Here is a 19,698-nt window from a genome sequence, read left to right on the forward strand (position 1 = left end):
ATAATCGCTAATATGAGGGAGAGAAAAATGAGAAAATTAAGGGACGCCGATTTTGCATTTTACGCGGAAATATTCCCATGCCTTTCATGGAAGGAAGTTAAGGTGCTTTCTCTTTATTGCAATGGATGGAATAGAAACAAGGTGGCATTGTACTTAAACATATCAGTGAGCACCGTTAAATCACATTTAAGCAATGCTATGGAAAAAATTAATGTTGAGAGTAATTCAGAGTTAAAACCGATGTTTTTCTTTATCGTCAATGGACACCATAGAACTATCGAAAATAAAAGTGGTTCATGCTGCTGTTGTCATTGTCGCCGTTTTCATTGCTGTCAATAAATTCACCGTTAACTAGATATAAGCTATCAATGCATCAATTGCTTTGGTAGCTTTTTTTTTAAGTTTTTATCAAAAAATCATCCTTTGGCCGATGCCCGATCCCAAAATTTTCTGCCATCATCTTCCCTCGCTCACCGTTTTCTGGGCGACCTGATTCTGAAAACATCCAGTGTTGGTAGAGGTGCCTGTTATCTGAATAGTGGCATCTGCTCTTTAATAAATCAGTATCGGCGATCCGCAGTATCGCGGAAAACGATGTCGTCATGTTGCATGATTCGTCATTTCACTGCTAAGAAATTAGCGACGGAATAATGGGTTGATCGCCGATAGCCTTGATTTTTACTCTCAAGGCGGAGCTTATAACGCTTTCTGGCTGGATGTATGCCGACACAGGTGTACACAAATCACCAACAGGGGGATTTGTAGTAAGTATCTTCTTGTGTACTTACCATCAATCTTCTTTTGGGGGGGGAATGAATGAACGCTCGTCAACGCTGCCGTCAGCGTCGTCAAATGCGCTATCGTCAGCAGTGCAAAAAAGACGATGAAATACGGCTATTAAGACTCAGTATTCTACGGGGATATGAAAAAATGACCCGTTCAACCGAAGACATCATTGATTCAATAGGGAGGGAAACGTTAGATCAAAAACGAGATAACACCGATACGCTGGCCGATTTTCTTTATACGTTTAAAAAAGAATTAAACATAACGAATAACAAAGAAGAAGCCAGCTTTACCAACCGTTGCTTACCCAAGACTTACCTCTATGCGGTGAAGCAGCGTGGCCGATAGTCATCCTTATTAAGGAATAAGTTAATGTTTAAACAAATTTCGCGTCCGGGGAAAAATATTTATGTGGGCGCGGTATTACGTGACCGTCTCGATAAAATCGTACTCAATATTGGTCATTATATTGGGCGTCCCGTGACTATCACTGAGTTTATTCACTATGTCGTTGAACGACATGGGGATGAAGCAAAGGAGAATTTGAAACGTATTTTAGGCACGGAGGAAGAAAGAGAAAGACCACAGAAAATGACATAAACGAATAATTCAAAATGAGAAACTCACGATGAGAAAACCCACTTATAACGTCTATATCACGCAGGAAAGCCCACCTGATCAAAATGGCGATGCAGTGCGCAACGACGGTTCATCCCGATACCGCACTTGACATTGCACGGGTAGAGTCCGGTTTTAATCCCTACGCCCTTGCTGAAATTATTCCACAAGCGGAACGCAAGCCCAGCAATAACGGCGTGATTTCTCACTATCCTAAAAGTAAAGACGAAGCTATCAGCATCATTGACAGGATTGCGAACAAAAAGCGTCGTTATTCGGTTGGGTTGATGCAGATAACCCGCACCAACTTTAGCCATTATGGAATTAGCGCCCGTGATGTATTGACCCCCTGTACGAATCTTTCTGTTTTTGATGGGACTTTAACCTCAGTAGCCCCGTCGCTGTCCAAGCAAAATATTACCCTTTACCCACGTCATTTGCTGCGTGGTGACTTTGTTTCTGATTAAAAATTAAATAGAGGCTTATCATGTTATCGCTATTAAAAAATAAATACGTCGGTCTGATGGCGGCTTTTTTGTTTTCTTTATCTGCTGAGGCTAACGGACTGGTGAAAACAAAAACGTTGCTGCAAAAAGTGTTTGATGAAGCCCATTCTCTTGTCGGGATTGTGGTGGCGCTGGCCGCCTTGATTATCGGCTTTCGAGTGCTGTTTCGGGGTGAAACCCTCCGTGATTGCTGGGGCGTTATTATAGGCGCTTCGCTGATTGCATCCGCAGCGGAAATCGGCAAATGGCTTGCCTGATATAAGGAGGAGGAATGTCAACCATCTATAAGGCATTGACGCGACAGGCCGTGTTGCCGGGGATTGGCGTTCCCCTCGTCCCTTTTGTGGTTATCGAGGGGGCATTAATCAGCCTGAGCGCGAATATTAGCTGGTTTTTTCTTATCGTTGCCTTTGCCGCATGGGTCATCATGAAGTTGATGACCGAAGAGGATGACGCCATTTTTCATTTGATGCGGTTGAAAATGCGCACGCTGGGAATTGACGTCATTAACCGCTTTTATGGCACTACGGTATTTTCAGCCAGTCAGTATGATGACATCGATATCAAGGAGATAGCAGACTGTATGAAGCTCAATCAACGCCTGCCACTGGAAAAACTGATCCCTTACTCTTCACATATTGATACGCATATTGTGAAAACCCGTGAGAATGATGAAATGGCGACGTGGGAAGTGATCGGGGTGCCGTTTGAATGCGAGGATGACAATGATTTAGCGATTATCAATAGTCAGTTAAATACCATGATCCGCGCATGGGAGGGTAAGCCGGTGACTTTCTATACTCACCGACTCCGTGAAACATTTTATGATCATCTGGATACCCCGAGTGGCCATCCTTTTGCTGATGAGATCAGTAAAAAATACTATGAAGGAATAAAAAAGTCTCAACTCTACCAAAATCGGCTGTTCTTTACCCTGTGCTATGCGCCTTTTGGTAAAGAACAGAAGATGCAACATAAAATCCGAAATATCCACGACAAGCAGAAAGCCATCGCCGAGACATTACCCGAAATGCGTGAGATGGTGAGTAAAATCAGTGCATCGCTGGCACGCTTTCATGCGCAACCGCTGGGGATATTTGAAACTGAAAAGGGGGTTTATTCTTCACAGTTGAGTTTTTATCAATATCTGCTTTCAGGTCACTGGCAAAGAGTCCGCTTATCGGCTACGCCGCTGTATGAAGTGCTGGGTGGGGTAGATATTTTTTTGTCTCAGGATTCCGGGCAAGTTAATACGCCGCGGGGAAAACGTTTTTTCAGGTCGCTTGAAATCAAGGATTTTTGCGAAAACAGTGAGAGCGGGTTATTGGATTCACTGGCTTATCTACGTATGACTTATGTCATGACCACTTCGTTTACGGCCTTGGGAAAACAGGAAGCACAGGCCGCTATCAAGGATAAAATCAGGAAGCTGAAAAGTGCCGGGGATGAAGCCGCCTCACAGTTGATAGATCTCGAGGTCGCCAAAGATTTACATGGTTCAGGTGTGATTGCGTTTGGCAAATACCATTACTCGCTAGTGATTTATGCTGACTCGCTGGATGAACTGACTGCCCACACCAATAAAGTCATGACGATTCTGGAAGACTTGGGGATGATTGTTGCGCTTTCCATGTTGTCTCTGGGGGCGGCCTATCTTGCGCAACTACCGGGCGTGTACCATTTACGCCCGAGACTGGCCTTGATGAGCAGTCAGAACTTCGTGGATTTTGAGTCCTTTCATAATTTTTTCTCTGGCAAGCGTAAAGGCGTTCCATGGGGTGAGCCACTGGTACAGCTTAAAACGCCCGCGGGCGGCAAGTACGATCTGAATCTGCACAATACGTTAATGGGCGTGAATGAACTCGGCAAGAAAACATTAGGGCATACGGATGTTTTGGGTCAGGCCGGATCGGGAAAGACAGTATTATTGATGTTTATGATGGTGATGATGCAGAAATGGCGAAATGCAGATCTGTTCCCGGTTAACAGTCCGGTCAAGCGTTTAACAACAGTATTTTTTGATAAGGACAGGGCGACAGAGCCAGGGATACGGGCATTGGGGGGGCAGTATTTTAGTATCAAAAGTGGTGAAATGACTGGATTTGCCCCGTTTATGCTGGACGCGACCCAGCGCAATGTCATTTTTGTCAAGCAACTGATGAAAATCATCTGTACGCTTAACGGTAATACGTTGACCACCCGCGAAGAGTTACGCCTTAATACCGGCGTGGCGCGCGTTATGGCGTTACCGCATGACGTGAGGCGTTTTGGGGTAACTGCCCTGATTAACCATATCAGTGAACCGGATAATCGGGAGGCTCGGGAAAATGGCGTAAAAATCCGTCTGTCTCGGTGGGCACAAGGGGGCGATCTGGCGTGGGTGTTTGATAACGACAATGACACCTTCGATTTGAGTCAGTATGACAACTTCGGTATCGATGGCACCGAGTTTCTGGATAACCCGGAGGTTTGTCCGGCAATTGCCTTTTACCTTCTCTATCGCGTGACCCGTTTACTGGATGGTCGCCGCCTTGTGATTTTTATGGACGAATTCTGGCAGTGGATCGGCAATCCCGCTTTTGCGGATTTTGTCTACAACCGACTAAAAACCATGAGGAAGCTCAACGGCATTATCATTCCGGCGACTCAATCTCCTGAGGAAATTCTGAAAAGCAGCGTCTCTGGTGCTATGCGGGAACAATGCACAACGCATATCTATCTGGCTAATCCTAAAGCCGATTATGATCAGTACGTGAACCAGCTAAAAGTGCCGGAGCGCTATTTCAATATCATCAAAAACCTTGACCCTCTGTCACGCCAGTTTCTTATCGTAAAATCCCCTTTGTATAAAGGAAATTTGAATGATTTTGCCGCGTTGGTGACACTGGATTTATCGGGATTAGGGTGACCACCAAATTATTGAGCACGGATAAAGACGATCTGGAAGTGTTCGATAGCCTGTTTAAAGACGGTCTGCGCCCAGATGAATGGATAGATACCTACCTGAAATTAGTGTCTTAAGGAATAAATGATGAGGATTAAAAAGACATTGGCATGGGGATTATCGGCGCTGCTCTCTACCCTGTCATCGCCGATTTCTGAGGGCGGCATCCTTGTTTTTGACGCGACATCAAAAATGGAAAATGCCCGGCAGTGGGCGAAGGAAGCCAAGCAATGGATGGAAACCGTTGAGCACTACAAGGCGCAGATGAACGTCTACAAAGACCAGCTGGCTACCTCGACAGGGCTTCGTGATATTCAGGGGCTACTTGAACAGGGAAAAAGTTTACAAAGTGAAATCAAAACGTTGCAGAATCAGGGCATCAGCCTTAATGACCTGTTAACGTCAGATAATCCGCCGAGGGGGGCATTGGACAGTCTGTATCATAAATACAAAAGTTTTGATGTGTGTGGCGATAGCACTTCCTCTTCAAAGTTACCTGCCTCTTACCTTAACGCCTGCAAGCAGGAAACGGCGAACAAGGGCTATATGATTGAGCAGACGGCCGAGGTACAAAAAAAGATCAATGTGGCGCTGAAAGATATTGGCCACCTGTCTCATCGCATTGCCAATGCTAAAGACAGCAAGGAATCGCAGGATTTAGCAAATGCAATACAGGCCAGGAGTGTTCAGCTCAATTCATTGACCAGTGCATGGGAAATGAACATTAAAGCAGCAGAACAACGTGATAAGCTCTTATCAGCGAAGCGTGAAAAAGCGTTTCGTCAGCATCAATATAATGCGCCGTTACCGAAATTTGGAGATTTAGTACCATGAAAATAGTAGCCGCAATATCTACCTTGTTTTTATCATTCATGATGACCGGATGTGGCGAAGAAACGAAGTCCACGGTGTGGTGGTCAGATCATATCGAACAGGCAAAAGAAAAAGACCGTGAATGCAAGAAAAGTGGCGATGATACCGATAATTGCCGCAATGCACGGGAAGCCGTTTTCCGCTACGACCAGGCTCATGCACCTTTACCTAAGTTTGGCAAGGATTTTGAAAAAGAGGTATTAGAAGGTGTTGAGAAAATGAAAAAAGGGCAACCATTAGAATGATGTTAAAAAGACTTTGCAGAAAAAACAGAAAAGTCTTTATTTTAAGAAAAGCATTATCTGGGATTTGGCCAGGATGGGCGTGATTATGATGTTTATGATGAATATAGGGGGGTATCTGGATCTTTCTGTTCAGGCAATTGAAGGTCTAAAAAATGGACTTTCGGGTAAAAGTGATGTTTGGAGTTATCTTGACCAGTTATGGATTAAAGGGCAGCGCATTAGCGCGAAATTGATGCAATTAGATACATCAACGTATGTGAAGTCCGACGGAATGATTGGTACTTTCTTTACGTGGATAGGGGTCTATTTTACTTTGTTATCTGCCACCATTGTTTTCCTTAGTGCCGAAATTACAATTTTACTGCTAACGGTCACTGCACCAGTGTTTATTTTTTGTCTGATGTATGGTTTTTTAAGAACAACGTTTAATAACTGGATGCAGGCTATTTTATCATCAGTATTTACGGTCATGTTTGCATCATTAGCTTTATCGTCCGGGATCACTTTTCTTGATAAGATTTTGTCTCGCATAGCAGTAGAAGCCACCGATAAAAATTTAGTGACGATGGGTGCAATGGCCGGAGTAACAGGGGCGGTATGTGGCGTGGTGATTTATCTTTCCTCAAAAATTGCCCATCAATTAGCCGGTGTTGGCGTACAAGGCGCACTGGAAGGGGCGGCCACGACTGCGACTGCCATCGGGTTGTTTGGTGCCGCTAAAGGCCTCAGAGGAATGATGGGTGGGAGCAAAGCGCTTGGAAAGGAAGGATGGCATCAGGGCAAGGGATTTGTTGAAGGTGTTAAAGGCGTAGACAAAAGCCAGAGGGAAGGCGGTCGCATCGGTCATCTTGCCGGTCGAGGGACACAATACGGCATCAGCAAGGCAAAGGCGACATTACAAAAAGTTCGCGCTGAGGGCTGGGCAATGGCAAGTGGCAGTGAAATGGCTAAACCTAAAGATATTACCCCACCGCGCCCTAAGGCGACCCATGGCGTTCAATGGACACAAGCGCCTACGGTTAAAACCAATCAAAAACTGAAAGATTAATCTCCTGCGTTATCTGCCTCAATGACGGGGTAGACCCAACGGTCGTGTCACCCACCCTCATTGTTTTTCCGCATTTCCACTTGTCATCGCCCGCGCCAAAGTTTCGATCAGGGTAGACCGCTTGACATTGAAGTTGCGACACACCGCTGCTTTGGACATGCCACCGTCCAGTGCGACAACGATAGCGTCCAGCTTCTCTCCAGTGATCGCCTTCGGTCGTCCGCCGATTCGCCCCCGTTTTCGGGCGGCGGCCAGGCCGGCGGTAACGCGCTCCCGGATCAAGGCACGCTCGTACTGCGCCAGAGCGCCGAACACCTGAAACAAGAATTCGCCCGAGGGCGTCGTAGTATCCAGGTTTTCCGTCAGCGAACGAAATGCCACCCGTTTGTCCTTGAGTGAAGTCACGATGCTGAGTAGGTGTGACAGCGAGCGACCAAGCCGATCGAGCCGATCGAGCTTCCACACGACTAACACGTCACCCGCACGGACGAATTCGAGCGCCTGCGACAAGCCAACGCGCTCATCCTTTGCGCCGGAAGCGTGATCTTCGAACAAGTGACGCGGATCGATACCGGCGGAGATCAGCGCATCACGCTGCAAATCTGTACTCTGGCGATCGGAATCTGACGAAACGCGCATGTAGCCAATCAACATAATCGGATAACCCTAAAAAATAGCTTTCCGTATATTAGCACATGGCGACATGGTTTTCCGCACAATTTTGAGGTTACTCAGAGGCGGTTGCACAAGGGGAGAGTTGTTATGTCGTAAAACAACTGTTTACCGGCTGATAGTTAAACGAGGTAGGCCCAGTTCTCGGCACGACTGGCTAACCGACTCAAAGAGTGATGACTGAGCCGCCATGATTGAATAAGGAATTATGCGCATGAAAATAACAGGCGTCGTGTTTTTGCTGTGCATGTTGTCCGGCTGCGCGGGGCAACATAATGCATTGTCCCCCATTTCCGGCCCGCTTGAGCCGGTCAATAACGGATTGGGAGTCAAAGATGTTCACTAAAAAAGAAGCGTATTTAAAAACCGCGCAAGGATTTGAATTAAAATGGCGGCAACGTGATAAACGCGATAAAACCATCGCCTTTATTATCGCGGGTGTTGGCACCGCCTTTGGTCTGCTTTCACTTATCGCCATGATTATTCTGTTGCCGTTAAAGCAGACCAATACCGAACTTTATGTCGCGGATAAACTGGCGGGCACGGTAGAAAAAGTCACCACCGTGGAAAAAGGGGAATTATCCGAAAATAGTGCGCTCGCACGGTATTTTACCCAGCAATATGTGCGCTTGCGGGAAGGGTATGATTATTTTCGTCTGCAACATGATTACGACACGGTACAGCGCTACGGTAATGAGGCAGTTAACAAAGCCTACCTTGATTGGTGGAATAGCCCGTCTGCACCCGACAAGGTGTTTAAGGATGCAGAATATACCGCTGAAATCACCTTTATTACCCATTTCATTTCCGATTCCAGCAATCCTGATAACACCGATTTACTGGCTACTCTTCGTTTTCGCAAGGATATCCGCGATGTCCGTAGCGGTCATGTGCAACCGGAATACTGGACGGTACGCATGACGTGGCGATTCGAGCCACAGCAAGCCATGACCGATGCGCAACGCGCCCATAATCCGCTGGGATTTGTCGTCACCAGTTATCAGCGTGAAAAAGAGCAGGGGGAATAGCCATGAAAACAGGGGCATTGCTTTTCCTTACCGGACTGGTGCTGGTTTCTGGCGGCGTACAGGCTGCCGCGACTCCGCAGGGGAGCCGCTTTGATAGCCGGATGCAACAGGTGGCCTACCATCCCCGGAATACCACGATTGTTCAGGCTGCCGAAGGCTACGTTTCCACACTGGTTTTCTCCGAAGAGGAAGACGTGATCAGCACGCAAACCGGCTTTACCAAAGGCTGGAATGTGACGAAGGAAGGCAATCGCGTCTATATCCGCGTAGCACCAGTCAAGCAGCCAATCAGGACGATGAAATCCGGTGAGGATGGCGATGAAGAGGTGGAAAGCGAACGGGTTTTTGAGCCGCAGGATAAAGACTGGCGTACCAATCTGTTTGTTAGTACCACCAAACATTTCTATAGCCTTGAGCTTCGCCTTATCGACAAGGGTCAGCCTCTGTCACAACTGGCTTACGTCATTGATTACCGCTATCCGCAGGAAGAGCAGGCGCAGACGCGGAAAGCGCAGCAGGCGAGGCAACGTGAATGGGAAAAGGCGCAGATGAAACAATCCATCGCGCAGGCATTTAATGCCGCCCAAGCGCCGCGTAATTGGGATTATTACATGCGGGTAGCGAAAGACAGCCGTGATATCGCCCCCGATTTTGCCTATGACGATGGACGCTTTACCTATCTCGGTTTTTCCCCCATCAAAACCTTTCCCGCCGCGTTTGTCGCCTATGGTGAGAAAGAGCATATCGTGAACGCCAGTGTGCAGCAGAAGGGCAACTATAAAGTATTGGTTATTCATCAGATTCATCCGCGTTTTGTGCTGCGGGCAGGGCATAAGGTCGTGGGGATTGAAAATCATGGCGTGGGTAAAGTCACTGTCCCCGATGGAAATACCATTTCCCCCCACGTTCAGCGCGTGGAGACAGAAAAATGAATCATGAAGAAAAAACGACGGACGACATCGAGCGGGAAGCGCGAAAGCATCTTACCGGGGAAGAGGAAACGTCACCCGAAGAAACAGCCCACGATTCAGTAGACGCCAAACCGGAAGAGGACGGCACAGCAACTGAAAAGCCACAGGTTAAAACCGTGAGCGACATGGAAAAAGAGATTAAGGCGCGGATCACCTCGGTGGCTAACGCGAAAGGGCATTCTGCAAAGAAAAGTGGGGCCTCAACGACCGTCGAGGTGGCAAAAACACAAAAACGGCAGAAAAATAAACTGATTTTGGCGATTGGCGGGTCTGCCGTGGTTGTCGCGTTAATTGGAATGGTGGGATTTCATCTATGGGAGACCGCCCGCACAATCCATACCGAGCCGCCGCCCGTCAGTGCCGAGAAATCGGGAGGCATTAGTCACCAGCGGCGGGATTTAGGCAAAAAGGTGGATCCGTTTCATAAGGAAAAGCAGACACAAGCGCAAACTCAAACTCAAACAGAGAAGCTAACAGATAGTGGAGGGCAAAGCCAACAGGTCACGCAGATAAACAGCGTTAGCCCTCAGCCGTCTTTTTCTGAGCCGGTATTCAGGCGCTATCTTGCGCTGGAAACCGCAGAGGACGCCTTGTCAGCTCAAAGCCATAGCCAAACGAGGGCACAGGAGAAACAGGGCGATAAGACGCCCGCCAGTGTTGACGCCAGAGACGCGGAAAAGCCTGAAAATGCCAATGCGTCAGAGGGACTTAATCAGGTCACGCTCATTCCTTACGATCCGGATTTATACCTGCCGGAAAACAGGCCTATCCCCTGTGCGCTGGATTATCGCTTTGTTTCTGATTTGGCGGGAAAAATCCGCTGTACCATTACCCGTGATATCTACAGCGCCAGCGGTCATACCCGCCTGATTGACAAGGGCACCACCGCCTACGGGGTGTATAACGCGGGAACACTCAGGCATGGGCAAGGGCGTGTCTTTATCCGTATTACCAAACTGCGCACCCGCCAGCCACCTTATCTGGATATTCCCATGAGGGGTTCACAGGCTGCAGGGGAGCTGGGTGAATCCGGTTCGGATGGCTGGATTGATGGGCACTGGGTTGATCGCTTTGGTGGGGCGTTAATGCTGGGCATGATCCCCGATATGACCGCGGCGGCGGCGAATCAGGTCGGGAAGAAAGATCGCAATACCGATTACACCGAAAACAGCCGTCAATCTCTGGCTGACATTGCCAGAACTGCGTTTGAAAACAGTGTGAATATTCCGCCGACCCTGTACAAGAATCAGGGCGACATTATCACGCTTATCACCGGTCAGGATATTGATTTCTCGGCTATCTATCAGCTTGAACTCAAGAGGAGAAAAAACGGATGAGTCACCCCCAAAATCCAACGATGATGTATTACCGCGATAGTCTCTTTGGCGCATTACTGGCGACAGAGGGGTTAACCGAACTGGCGGTCAACCGACCGAACCAGATTTTTACCAAGGTCAATGGGGAATGGCAGGAGCATGACGCGACGCTAAGCTATGAGGAATGCATGACCTTTGCCGCGGTGCTGGCAAACCACAATGACGACCACATTGATGATCTGAAACCGATATTATCCGCCACGCTGGAAAGCGGAGAACGTTGCCAGATCGTGATCCCCCCGGCCTGTGAGCGTGGCACCGTGTCGATCACCCTCCGTCAACCGTCTTACCTGAAAATTCCTCACCAGTCCTGGATCGAGAGCGGTTTTTACGACCAACTGACCGGACAGGAAAAAACAGAGAGTCACGATGACGTTTTGATACGGCTGTTTAAGGATAACGCCTTTCCCGAATTTATGGAAAAGGCGATCGAATACGGCAAGACAACCGTGTTTGGCGGCGGAACCGGTTCAGGCAAAACCACCTATGAAAAAACGTTGCTCGACTGTATCCCGTCGCATTTACGGCTTATCTCCATTGAAGATAACCCGGAGGTGGAATTCTATTCACATCGTAACTATGTTCACCTGTTTTATAACGCCGAAGCCCCGGAAGGGGCCATTGTCACCCCTGCCAGCCTGCTCCGCGCCAATTTTCGCATGAATCCCGACCGCATCCTGCTGACAGAGGTACGCGGCCCGGAAACATGGGATTTTATGAAAGCGCAAAGCTCCGGGCATGAAGGCGGTGTCACCAGCCTCCATGCGCCAACGCCGGAAGCGGTGATTGATGGCATTATCGAACGCTGTTACCAGAACCCGGAGTGCCGCAACCTGCCTTATAACGTGATGCTGCGCAAGGTGCTTAACAACATCGATGTGATCGCCTGCATGACGGCACGGGGTAACTGGCGGCGGCTGACGCAGCTTTATTTCAAGCCGCTTCATCGTGATAGCTATTTTAAGGAATTAAGTCGTGGACAAATGTAAACTCACGCCGGGGCAATGGGGTTTTATTGGCCTTCTGGTCTGCCTGCTGACGGTGGGGATAGCGAGTGTGCTGGTTTATCCCATGAACGGCGTAGGACTGCGCCGCTTTTTACAGACATACCAGTTTTCGATACTGGGGCGCATCCTGTTTGATAGCGATATTCGTGATGATATTCGCTGGAATGCCGTGTTGTCGCTGCTGTATGGTTTTCTCGCCTCAGGGGTGATAGCGGGCGCGCTGATTATCAAAACGGCGATGCAAAAGCCCTCGCTTTACGGTGACGCAAAATTTGCCAGCGATGCCGATATTCGCCGCTCCAAAGCGGTGACGTGGGGCGATGAAAGCAAAGGCGGCGTCATTATCGGACGTTACAAGGGCAAGCTGCTTCGCTATATCGCGCCTGACTTTATCTCAATGGGGGCGGGGACACGCGCCGGGAAAGGGGCCGCCATGGTTATCCCTAATCTGCTGGCGTGGCTGTTTTCGGTGATTGTGCTCGACCCCAAGCAGGAGTGTTACAAAATCACCAGTCAATTCCGGCAGCTTATCATGGGGCAAAAAGTCTATTTGCTTGACCCGTTTTCCAGCAAGACACACGGTTTTAACCCGCTGTTTTATATTGATTTATCCCATGAGAAAGGCTCCGGATATCTGCTTAATCTGGCGGAAACCCTGTGGAATGCATCAGGACTGACCGGGACGGAAGCGCACTTTAACAGCGCCGCCGGGCGCGTCTTTATCGGCTATACGCAGTTGTTGTATACGTTAATCAATCACGGTCGGGAATATTTAGCGAAATATGATATTAAACCGGTGTTTTCCATTGGGACAGTGCTTGACCTGTACTATGCCGTGAACCGTGAGTCATTGCTGGCAAACGGCGACGAAAGCCAGTGCCCCAGTATCCGCGAACGGGTAGCCAATAGCGGAAATCAACGTGAGCAATACCTGCTCAGGGATGCGTTCAACAAAATCAAGGAATATAATGACCTGGGTGACGAGCCTCGCTCCAGCACCGAAGGCACCTTTCTTAAAAAATTAAACCTGTTCACCTTACCGCTCTTTCGCAAAGCCACTGACCGCAACGATTTTGATTTACGGTTGTTGCGTAAAGAACGCATGACCATTTACTTAGGGATTAATGCCGACGATTTGAAGATTGCCGATGATTTTTTAAATCTGTTCTTCAACTTGGCGATTGACGTCAGTATGCGCGAAAATCCCGATTTTGAAACAGATAATAAACATGACGTACTGTTTCTGCTTGATGAGTTTCCCGCGATTGGTGCCATGCACTACATTAAAAAGGCATCCGGGTTTATTGCCGGATTTAAACTCAAATTACTCACCATCTACCAGAATATTTCACAACTGATTGAGATTTACGGTGAGATGGGGGCAAAAACATTGCTGTCCGGTCATCCCTGCCGGGTGATTTATGCGGTCAGCGAAAAAGAAGACGCTGACAAATTTTCCGCGCAATTAGGCTATACCACCACCAAATCAACCGGAAAAAGCCGAAACCGTAATAAAGGCAGCGTATCACAAGGCGAATCCGAGAACGAAGCCCAACGCGCGCTGGTGTTACCGCAAGAATTGGGGACACTGAAATTTCAGGAGGAGTTTATTCTGCTGAAAGGCGAGAACCCGATTAAATGCGAAAAGGCACTGTATTTTAATGACCCGTATTTTATGGACAGACTGTGTGCGGTGTCACCGAAGCTGAGAGCGCGTGTGGCCAGCATGAACAATGGCTCATCAATGGTTAAAAAGGGACTGAAATATCCCCCAAAAGAAGAGATGTTGTCATTAGGGGAACTTGAAGCAGAGCTCTTTTAATGACCTCATCCGAAAGATTCTCAACGTATCTGGAAATACCCCATGAAAAAAAAACTGATAACCGTAGCGGGGATCATGCTGGCCGGTTGTTCTTCACCGCCACCCCCTCCGCCGTTAAACTGGTCAGGCTCTGCGGTTGAAATCAACAGCACAATACCGGACTGGAAAGAAAACCATGTGGTCATACCCTCACCCGTTATCGCAGGTCACTGGGCAAAAGCGATGTATGATTTTGAGGGAGAAAAAGGAAACTATCTTCCAGATGATTACTTTGCCGTGACCCACGCCAATCAGATTGTGGTATCAAGTCAAACATCAGCAGGCTATTTTAACGCCAAACGCTGGTTAAAAACGCATGGCGCAAAAGGGGTCATTGACTATCAGGTCAAGCAGAGATGTCTCGGATGCAGTGAAACCGACATTTATTTTTATCGGATTGATAAACCGGTTGACATTCCTCCTTTTCCGACAAAGAAACACCCTGAGCGGATGTGGCCAGCCAAACATCCCGCGAAAGATCATCCGTCACTGACGAGTCACCCGCTGAGGGTGACTCAACCCCCGCAGGGGAATACATCTTCTATTTCTTCTCAACCCACGTTTTCACCCCCAAAAACAACGACGGGGCTCACAGATACACCGCTGACGTCGATGACACTCAGGGCTCATCCAACACCCGCACAAACATGGCAGATAGAAAAAGGGATGACGTTAAAGGAGGGCGTGATGGCATGGGCCATCAAAGCCCCCTGTCTCGGGCCGGGGGTAAAAAACTGGACGGTATACTGGCAAACGCCCGTCCATTATCAGATTGAGGCCCTCTTACATTTCAGGGGAGATTTTAAATCCGCATTGAGAAGTGTGCTGGAGTTATACCAGTCGGCCAGGACGCCACTTTATGCTCAAATCCATAGCGCCCAATGCCTGATACGGATCACCGATAAACCCCCGAGGGAATGATGGGCTATTTCATCCTTTCTTTTCTGTTATAGCTAAGCGATTTAATTTTAGTTACAATATAAAGAACTAATTAGCATGAGGTCACTATGAGTTATTCAGTGGATTTTCGTCAAAAAGTCCTGAGTATTCGAGAGAAAGAAGGACTGAGCATCAGAGCAACGGCGAAGCGTTTTCACGTAGGTACAGATACTCTCAGGCGTTGGCTCAAGCGAATAGAACCGAAACCCTCGGGTCCGCGTCGAGGCAAGATGGATAAAGAGGCGTTTATCAAAGATGTGGCAGAGTATCCAGATAGCTATCAACGGGAACGGGCGGCCCGTTTCGGGGTGTGCCCCAAAGCCATCTGGCAAGCATTGAAAAGATGGGGTCTGACCTATAAAAAAAACTCTGCGTCATCCCAAGGCAAACGAAGAGGCACGACAGGGGTTCCAGGAAAAAATCGCGGGGTATCAAAAGCAGGGTAAATCTCTGGTTTATCTCGATGAGAGCGGCTTTGCTCACGATATGCCCCGCCTCTACGGATACGCTACACGAGGTCAACGCTGTTTTGGGACTCACGATTGGCAGGCTAAGGGCCGCACTAACGTCATTGGTGCCTTATTAGGGGTCACTCTCATCGCGGTGGGCCTCTTTAACTGCTCCATTAACAGCGATGTTTTTTATGCCTGGGTCACTCAGCTGCTCCTACCCGCTCTTCCTCATCCGTGCGTGATGATGATGGATAACGCTTCTTTCCACAAGCGAAAAGATATTCAACACGCCATTCTCAACGCCGGTCATTCTATTGAATATTTGCCTCCTTATTCGCCCGAGTTCAACCCTATTGAGCACACATGGGCTCAAGCTAAAAGAAAAAGAAGAGAACTTCAATGCGACATCAATACCTTGTTTTCAGAACATATTATGTAACTATTCTTATGTCGTTTAGCTATAGTGACGTTATCTCTGGCGGGATTTTATCAGCAGCAGTCTGCCGACCATCTCAACCGTACCGAAATAACGACGACCACGACGCAACAGGCGATAGAAACGGTTCATTATATGAATGCGATTCATCATCATCTCTCTCTTCATCCCGATGTGATTAAAAATTCTAATGAGATGGTGCTCACAGCGGCGCAAATCGGTATCTCGCCGCATTCGTCCATCCAGCACGTCATTGCCAGCGAACGTGTTTTTGTCTGGCAACCGTTTTCACCGGGATTAATGGCGGCGCTCAAAACTCAAACCCGCGATTCTGCATTATTGGGCAGCGTCAAAAACCATCGCCTTTTTGATCATAGCGGTCGGGATATGCAGGTGGTCGTCCCTGAACGTATCCCCGATGGGGCGATGGTTTATCTTAATTAGGAGGAAAAAGTGAATCGCCTTCATTCATGACAGCAAGAAAATATGACTTTCATTCTCTCATCTCATTCCTTAAAAGTTCAAAAACCCAAGGATACCCCATGCGATCGATTTTTTCTGCGGCGCCTTTACTGGGGGCGCTGGCCTTGTCTGGCTGCACCAGTATGGAGCGCATTCATCAAAACATGAACAGCAGTGAAGCGACAGACGCAAAGGCAAGGCAGCAGATTCAAAAACTGACTTCGCCCTCCCCGGTATTACGCGAAGCCGCCCGGCAGTGGGTGAATCCCACGCCGATGATGGACCGGACGGCGATAAAAAAAGCCACCCCGCCTTGTACCCTGACCCTTCACCGGCAAGGGTCACTCAGTCTGCATGACGTCTCTGAGCGTATTACCCGCGTGTGCCGACTGCCCGTTTCCGTGACGCCGGATGCATTAACGCTATTGGGCGGCGTCTCTGGCGGCCAGACCCAGCAGATGACAGGCGATATCCCGCCGCCGGAGGTCAATGGCATGGTGCCGCTGGCCGCCATCGGGAGGGCGTCATCCTCTGCGACTGCGGCGGTTAACCCCGGCGCGACCCTGAACGGGCTTTACTGGAACGGCCCACTGGCCGGGCTGTTAGATACGATAGCCAGTCGCCTTGGCGTATCGTGGCGCTATGAATCGGGACAGATTGTTATCTACGCGCTGGAAACCCGGTCCATGACGCTGAATTTTATGGATTCACAGACCGATTACCAATCCAGAGTCGTGAGTGGCACCACCTCAAAATCCGGTCACAGCGGTGGTCAAAGCGGCCATGCGCTCAGTGGTGATGCCACCACGTCACAATCCACCTCAACCCTCATCAAGTCCTCCCTGTATGCGGATTTACAGGGGGCGGTGAAATCGATGCTGACACCGGGGCGGGGTCGCCTGTTCCTGTCTGCCGGGAATCTGACCGTCACCGATGTGCCACGGGTGCTGGATACGGTTGAGCGTTTTGTTGACGAGCGCAACCAGACATTAAATCGGCAGGTGGTGCTCAATATTGAAGTGCTGAGCGTTGAGGCACGGCAAAAAGACCAGTTAGGGCTCGACTGGAACGCCGTCTTTAACAACAGTCGCTGGGGTTTGTCACTGAGTCAGGCTTTTGGTGGCGTGTCAGGGAATATCATGCAGGGGGGCTTTTCTGTCGTGGATGGGCGACTGGCGGGGTCCAAAGTCTTTCTTAAAGCGCTGGCAGAGCAGGCCAAGGTGAGTGTGGTCACTCAACAATCGAGTACCACCACCAATCTTTCGCCGGTCGCCATGCAGGTGGCCGAACAGGAAGATTATGTCGCGCAGGTAACGACACAGGCCACCGCGAATGTCGGCACCGCCACCTCGATTCAGCCCGCTACGATCACCACCGGCTTTTATATCAATCTGCTGCCGAATATCCTGCCGGACGGTCAGCATCTGTTGCTGCAATTCGCGATTAATCTCTCTGACCCGCCCACCCGACGTACCTTTACTTCCGGGGAAAGCTCGGTCGAGTTACTCAATACGCAACTGAAAACCTTCACCCAACGCGTCAAAATGAAAACCGGTCAGACACTGGTGTTATCCGGGTTTCAGCAGGCCAGCCGTAAAGGCAGCAAACAGGGCGTCGGCCGACCGGGGTTCTTTGGGTTAGGCGGCGGTCAGCAGGCAGAAAACGGTGATCGGAGTCTGGTGGTGCTCATTACCCCCGTTCTGTCTCAGGAGGGATATTAATGACGACCATACCGGGGTTGGCCGCCACATCGATGGTGCGGGGCCGAAGAGTTTTTCTGGCCGGAATAGACTGGCTTCCCGTGACGTTGCGGGCAGGGAAGAACGTGAAAAGCGAAGCGCGACGGCAAGGGGCTGACCGCGTGGTCAGTTACCGCTATCGGGACCGCCAGAAACATCCGCAGTGGGTGATGGGGCTAGTTAACTGGTCAGCATTGGCGCTGCCCAAAGGCTGCAAGGACGGTTACGCCCTGGCCCTGTTAATTGTCCCCCAACTCAAAGGCAGTGGCTACGCGATTATCGCGATAGACAGGACGCATTACGGCTTTGTCAGCAGCATCGATGGCGTGCTGATTAACGATCTGGTCGGCGACAAGGCCGCAATAGTGCAGGCACAAAAAAACTTTCTCCAGTTTAACCCTGAGCCGGAAGGGGGCTGGCAGATGTTCGCCCCGGCAGAATGGGGCATCGCCGATAGCCAACCTTTTGATTTGGACGGTTTGCTGGCAGGGACTGCCTTTCCAGCCAGCGCCCGCTTTCAGGCGACCTCACGCCAGCGGCGATGGTTAGGTCTGTTCACTCTGTCAGGCCTCATTTTGGCCGGTTACTTCGGCTGGCAGGGGTATCTGACCCACCAGGAAACGTTACGTCAAGCGGCCATACGGGCGGCATGGCTGGCACAGAAACAGACGCAGATGTCCCCTGCCCTGCGTTCGCCGTGGGATGACACACCGCGATTGAACGCGTTTATCCGCGCCTGTGCCGACCGCTGGCAAAAAATCCCGCTGTCGCTGGCAGGCTGGCGCTTTAAAGAAGCGCAGTGCGCACAGGAAGGCACACTACGACTGGCGTACAGCAAACCTGCTGGGGCCACCGTGGGCGACTTCGCTGACCGGGTGAAGCAAGTGTACGCCGGACAAACGACGCCGTATTTCAATTTGCCCGGTCAGGGCGATACCGGCGGGTTTAGCCAGCCCGTGACCTTCACCGCCTCAAAGGATACCCGCCCCTTGCCGGAGGCGGATAATCAGATACAGCGGTTAACCACCTTTGCGCAACGGATGCGTCTGCCGATTCACCTACAGGAAGACGACCCCCGTCAGGTCAGTGCTCAGGGCGAAGAGCGGATTATGCCGTGGCGCAGTTTTAGTTTTTCACTGGACACCGCTCTCTCCCCCACCCTGTTGTTTGATGAACTGGACGATCTGGGGTTACGCCTGCACGTCATCACGCTCACGCTCAGTCAGGGGCGATTACGTTACCGGATGGAAGGAAAATTATATGCACAATCATAAATGTGCTCTGTTCATTGCCTCGTGGCTAAGCACCGCCGCCTATGCCGAAACACCGCCGTTATTGCCGCCTCAACCGCCCGTGATGGAAGAGGACACCCTGCAACGGTTAGAGCAGATACAGGCCGACACCGTCCTGCTGGAAGCGAAAGCGGCCCGCGCCCGGATTCAGCGCGAGCTGGAAGAGAGCGGTATGGACACCCGGACAGCCCATTTACCACTCAATGGGCGGGAAATCGCGATATTAAAGCGCGCCAGCGGATTACCGTCAGTGGAGGAAATTTACGGCAGGGGTCATCAGCTGATGGCGCGTCTGGTGCTTTCCGATGGCAAGCGGGCAGAACTGATGCAGGGAGAGCCAATCCCCGGCACCCGTTTTTGGGTGGAGTCGATCACCGCCCGAGAAGTTCGTGTCGCTGACGGCCAGGATAAACGCACACTGGCATTTTATTGATAAGGAGAAA

General features: G+C 49.8%; 22 protein-coding genes and 1 pseudogene. 21 read left to right on the plus strand and 2 right to left on the minus strand.

Annotated elements, in window-relative coordinates:
* Positions 1-27: 27 nt before the first annotated feature.
* Positions 28-339 carry a helix-turn-helix domain-containing protein gene (locus HDEF_RS13790; RefSeq protein ID WP_158531026.1) on the plus strand — a complete coding sequence of 104 codons (312 nt, stop codon included), beginning with the start codon at positions 28-30 and terminating at the stop codon, positions 337-339.
* Positions 340-397: 58 nt separating this feature from the next.
* Here HDEF_RS13790 and HDEF_RS12135 read toward each other — a convergent pair whose 3' ends face one another.
* The gene (locus HDEF_RS12135) at positions 398-604 is read right to left on the minus strand and encodes a hypothetical protein (protein WP_015873759.1); all 207 of its coding nucleotides are present in this window, start codon (positions 602-604) and stop codon (positions 398-400) included.
* Positions 605-816: 212 nt separating this feature from the next.
* Between HDEF_RS12135 and HDEF_RS06030 the strand changes: the two genes are divergently transcribed.
* The 8 genes and pseudogenes from HDEF_RS06030 (at position 817) to HDEF_RS06065 (ending at position 7,020) form a co-directional block, all read left to right on the plus strand.
* A complete protein-coding gene (locus HDEF_RS06030) occupies positions 817-1,134 on the plus strand; it encodes a hypothetical protein (protein WP_015873760.1) in 318 nt (105 codons plus the stop codon).
* 24 nt (positions 1,135-1,158) lie between these two features.
* Positions 1,159-1,386 (plus strand): hypothetical protein, encoded by a 228-nt coding sequence (locus HDEF_RS06035; RefSeq protein WP_015873761.1) that lies wholly within the window; start codon positions 1,159-1,161, stop codon positions 1,384-1,386.
* 83 nt (positions 1,387-1,469) lie between these two features.
* Positions 1,470-1,790, plus strand: a pseudogene (locus HDEF_RS06040) (transglycosylase SLT domain-containing protein); the annotation flags it as partial.
* 101 nt (positions 1,791-1,891) lie between these two features.
* The gene (locus tag HDEF_RS06045; protein ID WP_015873762.1) at positions 1,892-2,167 is read left to right on the plus strand and encodes a TrbC/VirB2 family protein; all 276 of its coding nucleotides are present in this window, start codon (positions 1,892-1,894) and stop codon (positions 2,165-2,167) included.
* A 14-nt stretch (positions 2,168-2,181) separates the two neighbouring features.
* Positions 2,182-4,818 carry a VirB4 family type IV secretion/conjugal transfer ATPase gene (locus tag HDEF_RS06050; RefSeq protein WP_048901566.1) on the plus strand — a complete coding sequence of 879 codons (2,637 nt, stop codon included), beginning with the start codon at positions 2,182-2,184 and terminating at the stop codon, positions 4,816-4,818.
* 123 nt (positions 4,819-4,941) lie between these two features.
* A complete protein-coding gene (locus tag HDEF_RS06055; RefSeq protein WP_015873763.1) occupies positions 4,942-5,688 on the plus strand; it encodes a TrbJ/VirB5 family protein in 747 nt (248 codons plus the stop codon).
* A complete protein-coding gene (locus tag HDEF_RS06060) occupies positions 5,685-5,972 on the plus strand; it encodes an EexN family lipoprotein (protein ID WP_015873764.1) in 288 nt (95 codons plus the stop codon). Before HDEF_RS06055 ends, HDEF_RS06060 begins: the two co-directional genes overlap by 4 nt.
* Positions 5,973-5,985: 13 nt before the next feature.
* The gene (locus tag HDEF_RS06065) at positions 5,986-7,020 is read left to right on the plus strand and encodes a TrbL/VirB6 family protein (RefSeq protein WP_048901567.1); all 1,035 of its coding nucleotides are present in this window, start codon (positions 5,986-5,988) and stop codon (positions 7,018-7,020) included.
* A gap of 57 nt (positions 7,021-7,077) precedes the next feature.
* Here HDEF_RS06065 and HDEF_RS06070 read toward each other — a convergent pair whose 3' ends face one another.
* Positions 7,078-7,674: a recombinase family protein gene (locus tag HDEF_RS06070; RefSeq protein WP_015873766.1), complete on the minus strand. Its 597-nt coding sequence runs from the start codon at positions 7,672-7,674 to the stop codon at positions 7,078-7,080.
* 353 nt (positions 7,675-8,027) lie between these two features.
* Between HDEF_RS06070 and HDEF_RS06075 the strand changes: the two genes are divergently transcribed.
* From HDEF_RS06075 to pilP, 12 genes are all read left to right on the plus strand, one after another.
* Complete coding sequence (locus HDEF_RS06075) at positions 8,028-8,720, plus strand: VirB8 family type IV secretion system protein (RefSeq protein ID WP_015873768.1); 693 nt, start codon at positions 8,028-8,030, stop codon at positions 8,718-8,720.
* Between the two features lie 2 nt (positions 8,721-8,722).
* The gene (gene virB9, locus HDEF_RS06080; protein ID WP_015873769.1) at positions 8,723-9,652 is read left to right on the plus strand and encodes a P-type conjugative transfer protein VirB9; all 930 of its coding nucleotides are present in this window, start codon (positions 8,723-8,725) and stop codon (positions 9,650-9,652) included.
* Entirely contained in the window at positions 9,649-11,028 is a 1,380-nt protein-coding gene (gene virB10, locus HDEF_RS06085; protein WP_044612336.1) for a VirB10/TraB/TrbI family type IV secretion system protein, read from the plus strand. Before virB9 ends, virB10 begins: the two co-directional genes overlap by 4 nt.
* A complete protein-coding gene (virB11, locus tag HDEF_RS06090; protein WP_015873771.1) occupies positions 11,025-12,056 on the plus strand; it encodes a P-type DNA transfer ATPase VirB11 in 1,032 nt (343 codons plus the stop codon). Before virB10 ends, virB11 begins: the two co-directional genes overlap by 4 nt.
* Positions 12,043-13,896, plus strand: coding sequence for a type IV secretory system conjugative DNA transfer family protein (locus HDEF_RS06095; protein ID WP_015873772.1), 1,854 nt, complete (start codon positions 12,043-12,045; stop codon positions 13,894-13,896). The genes virB11 and HDEF_RS06095 overlap by 14 nt, the downstream gene beginning before the upstream one ends.
* A gap of 42 nt (positions 13,897-13,938) precedes the next feature.
* Positions 13,939-14,856, plus strand: coding sequence for a TcpQ domain-containing protein (locus HDEF_RS12140; RefSeq protein ID WP_015873773.1), 918 nt, complete (start codon positions 13,939-13,941; stop codon positions 14,854-14,856).
* Between the two features lie 86 nt (positions 14,857-14,942).
* A complete protein-coding gene (locus HDEF_RS06105; protein WP_012737971.1) occupies positions 14,943-15,320 on the plus strand; it encodes an IS630 transposase-related protein in 378 nt (125 codons plus the stop codon).
* Entirely contained in the window at positions 15,244-15,765 is a 522-nt protein-coding gene (locus HDEF_RS06110) for an IS630 family transposase (RefSeq protein WP_302476659.1), read from the plus strand. The genes HDEF_RS06105 and HDEF_RS06110 overlap by 77 nt, the downstream gene beginning before the upstream one ends.
* Positions 15,766-15,789: 24 nt before the next feature.
* Positions 15,790-16,206 carry a type IV pilus biogenesis protein PilM gene (gene pilM / locus HDEF_RS06115; RefSeq protein ID WP_015873774.1) on the plus strand — a complete coding sequence of 139 codons (417 nt, stop codon included), beginning with the start codon at positions 15,790-15,792 and terminating at the stop codon, positions 16,204-16,206.
* A gap of 98 nt (positions 16,207-16,304) precedes the next feature.
* The gene (pilN, locus tag HDEF_RS06120) at positions 16,305-17,945 is read left to right on the plus strand and encodes a PilN family type IVB pilus formation outer membrane protein (protein WP_015873775.1); all 1,641 of its coding nucleotides are present in this window, start codon (positions 16,305-16,307) and stop codon (positions 17,943-17,945) included.
* Positions 17,945-19,237, plus strand: a complete 1,293-nt coding sequence (locus HDEF_RS06125; RefSeq protein WP_015873776.1) for a type IV pilus inner membrane component PilO — start codon at positions 17,945-17,947, stop codon at positions 19,235-19,237. Before pilN ends, HDEF_RS06125 begins: the two co-directional genes overlap by 1 nt.
* Complete coding sequence (gene pilP / locus HDEF_RS06130) at positions 19,224-19,688, plus strand: type IV pilus biogenesis protein PilP (RefSeq protein ID WP_015873777.1); 465 nt, start codon at positions 19,224-19,226, stop codon at positions 19,686-19,688. The genes HDEF_RS06125 and pilP overlap by 14 nt, the downstream gene beginning before the upstream one ends.
* The last annotated feature ends 10 nt before the right edge of the window (positions 19,689-19,698 follow it).

The organism is Candidatus Hamiltonella defensa 5AT (Acyrthosiphon pisum) (assembly GCF_000021705.1).
Lineage (GTDB): Bacteria > Pseudomonadota > Gammaproteobacteria > Enterobacterales > Enterobacteriaceae > Hamiltonella > Hamiltonella defendens.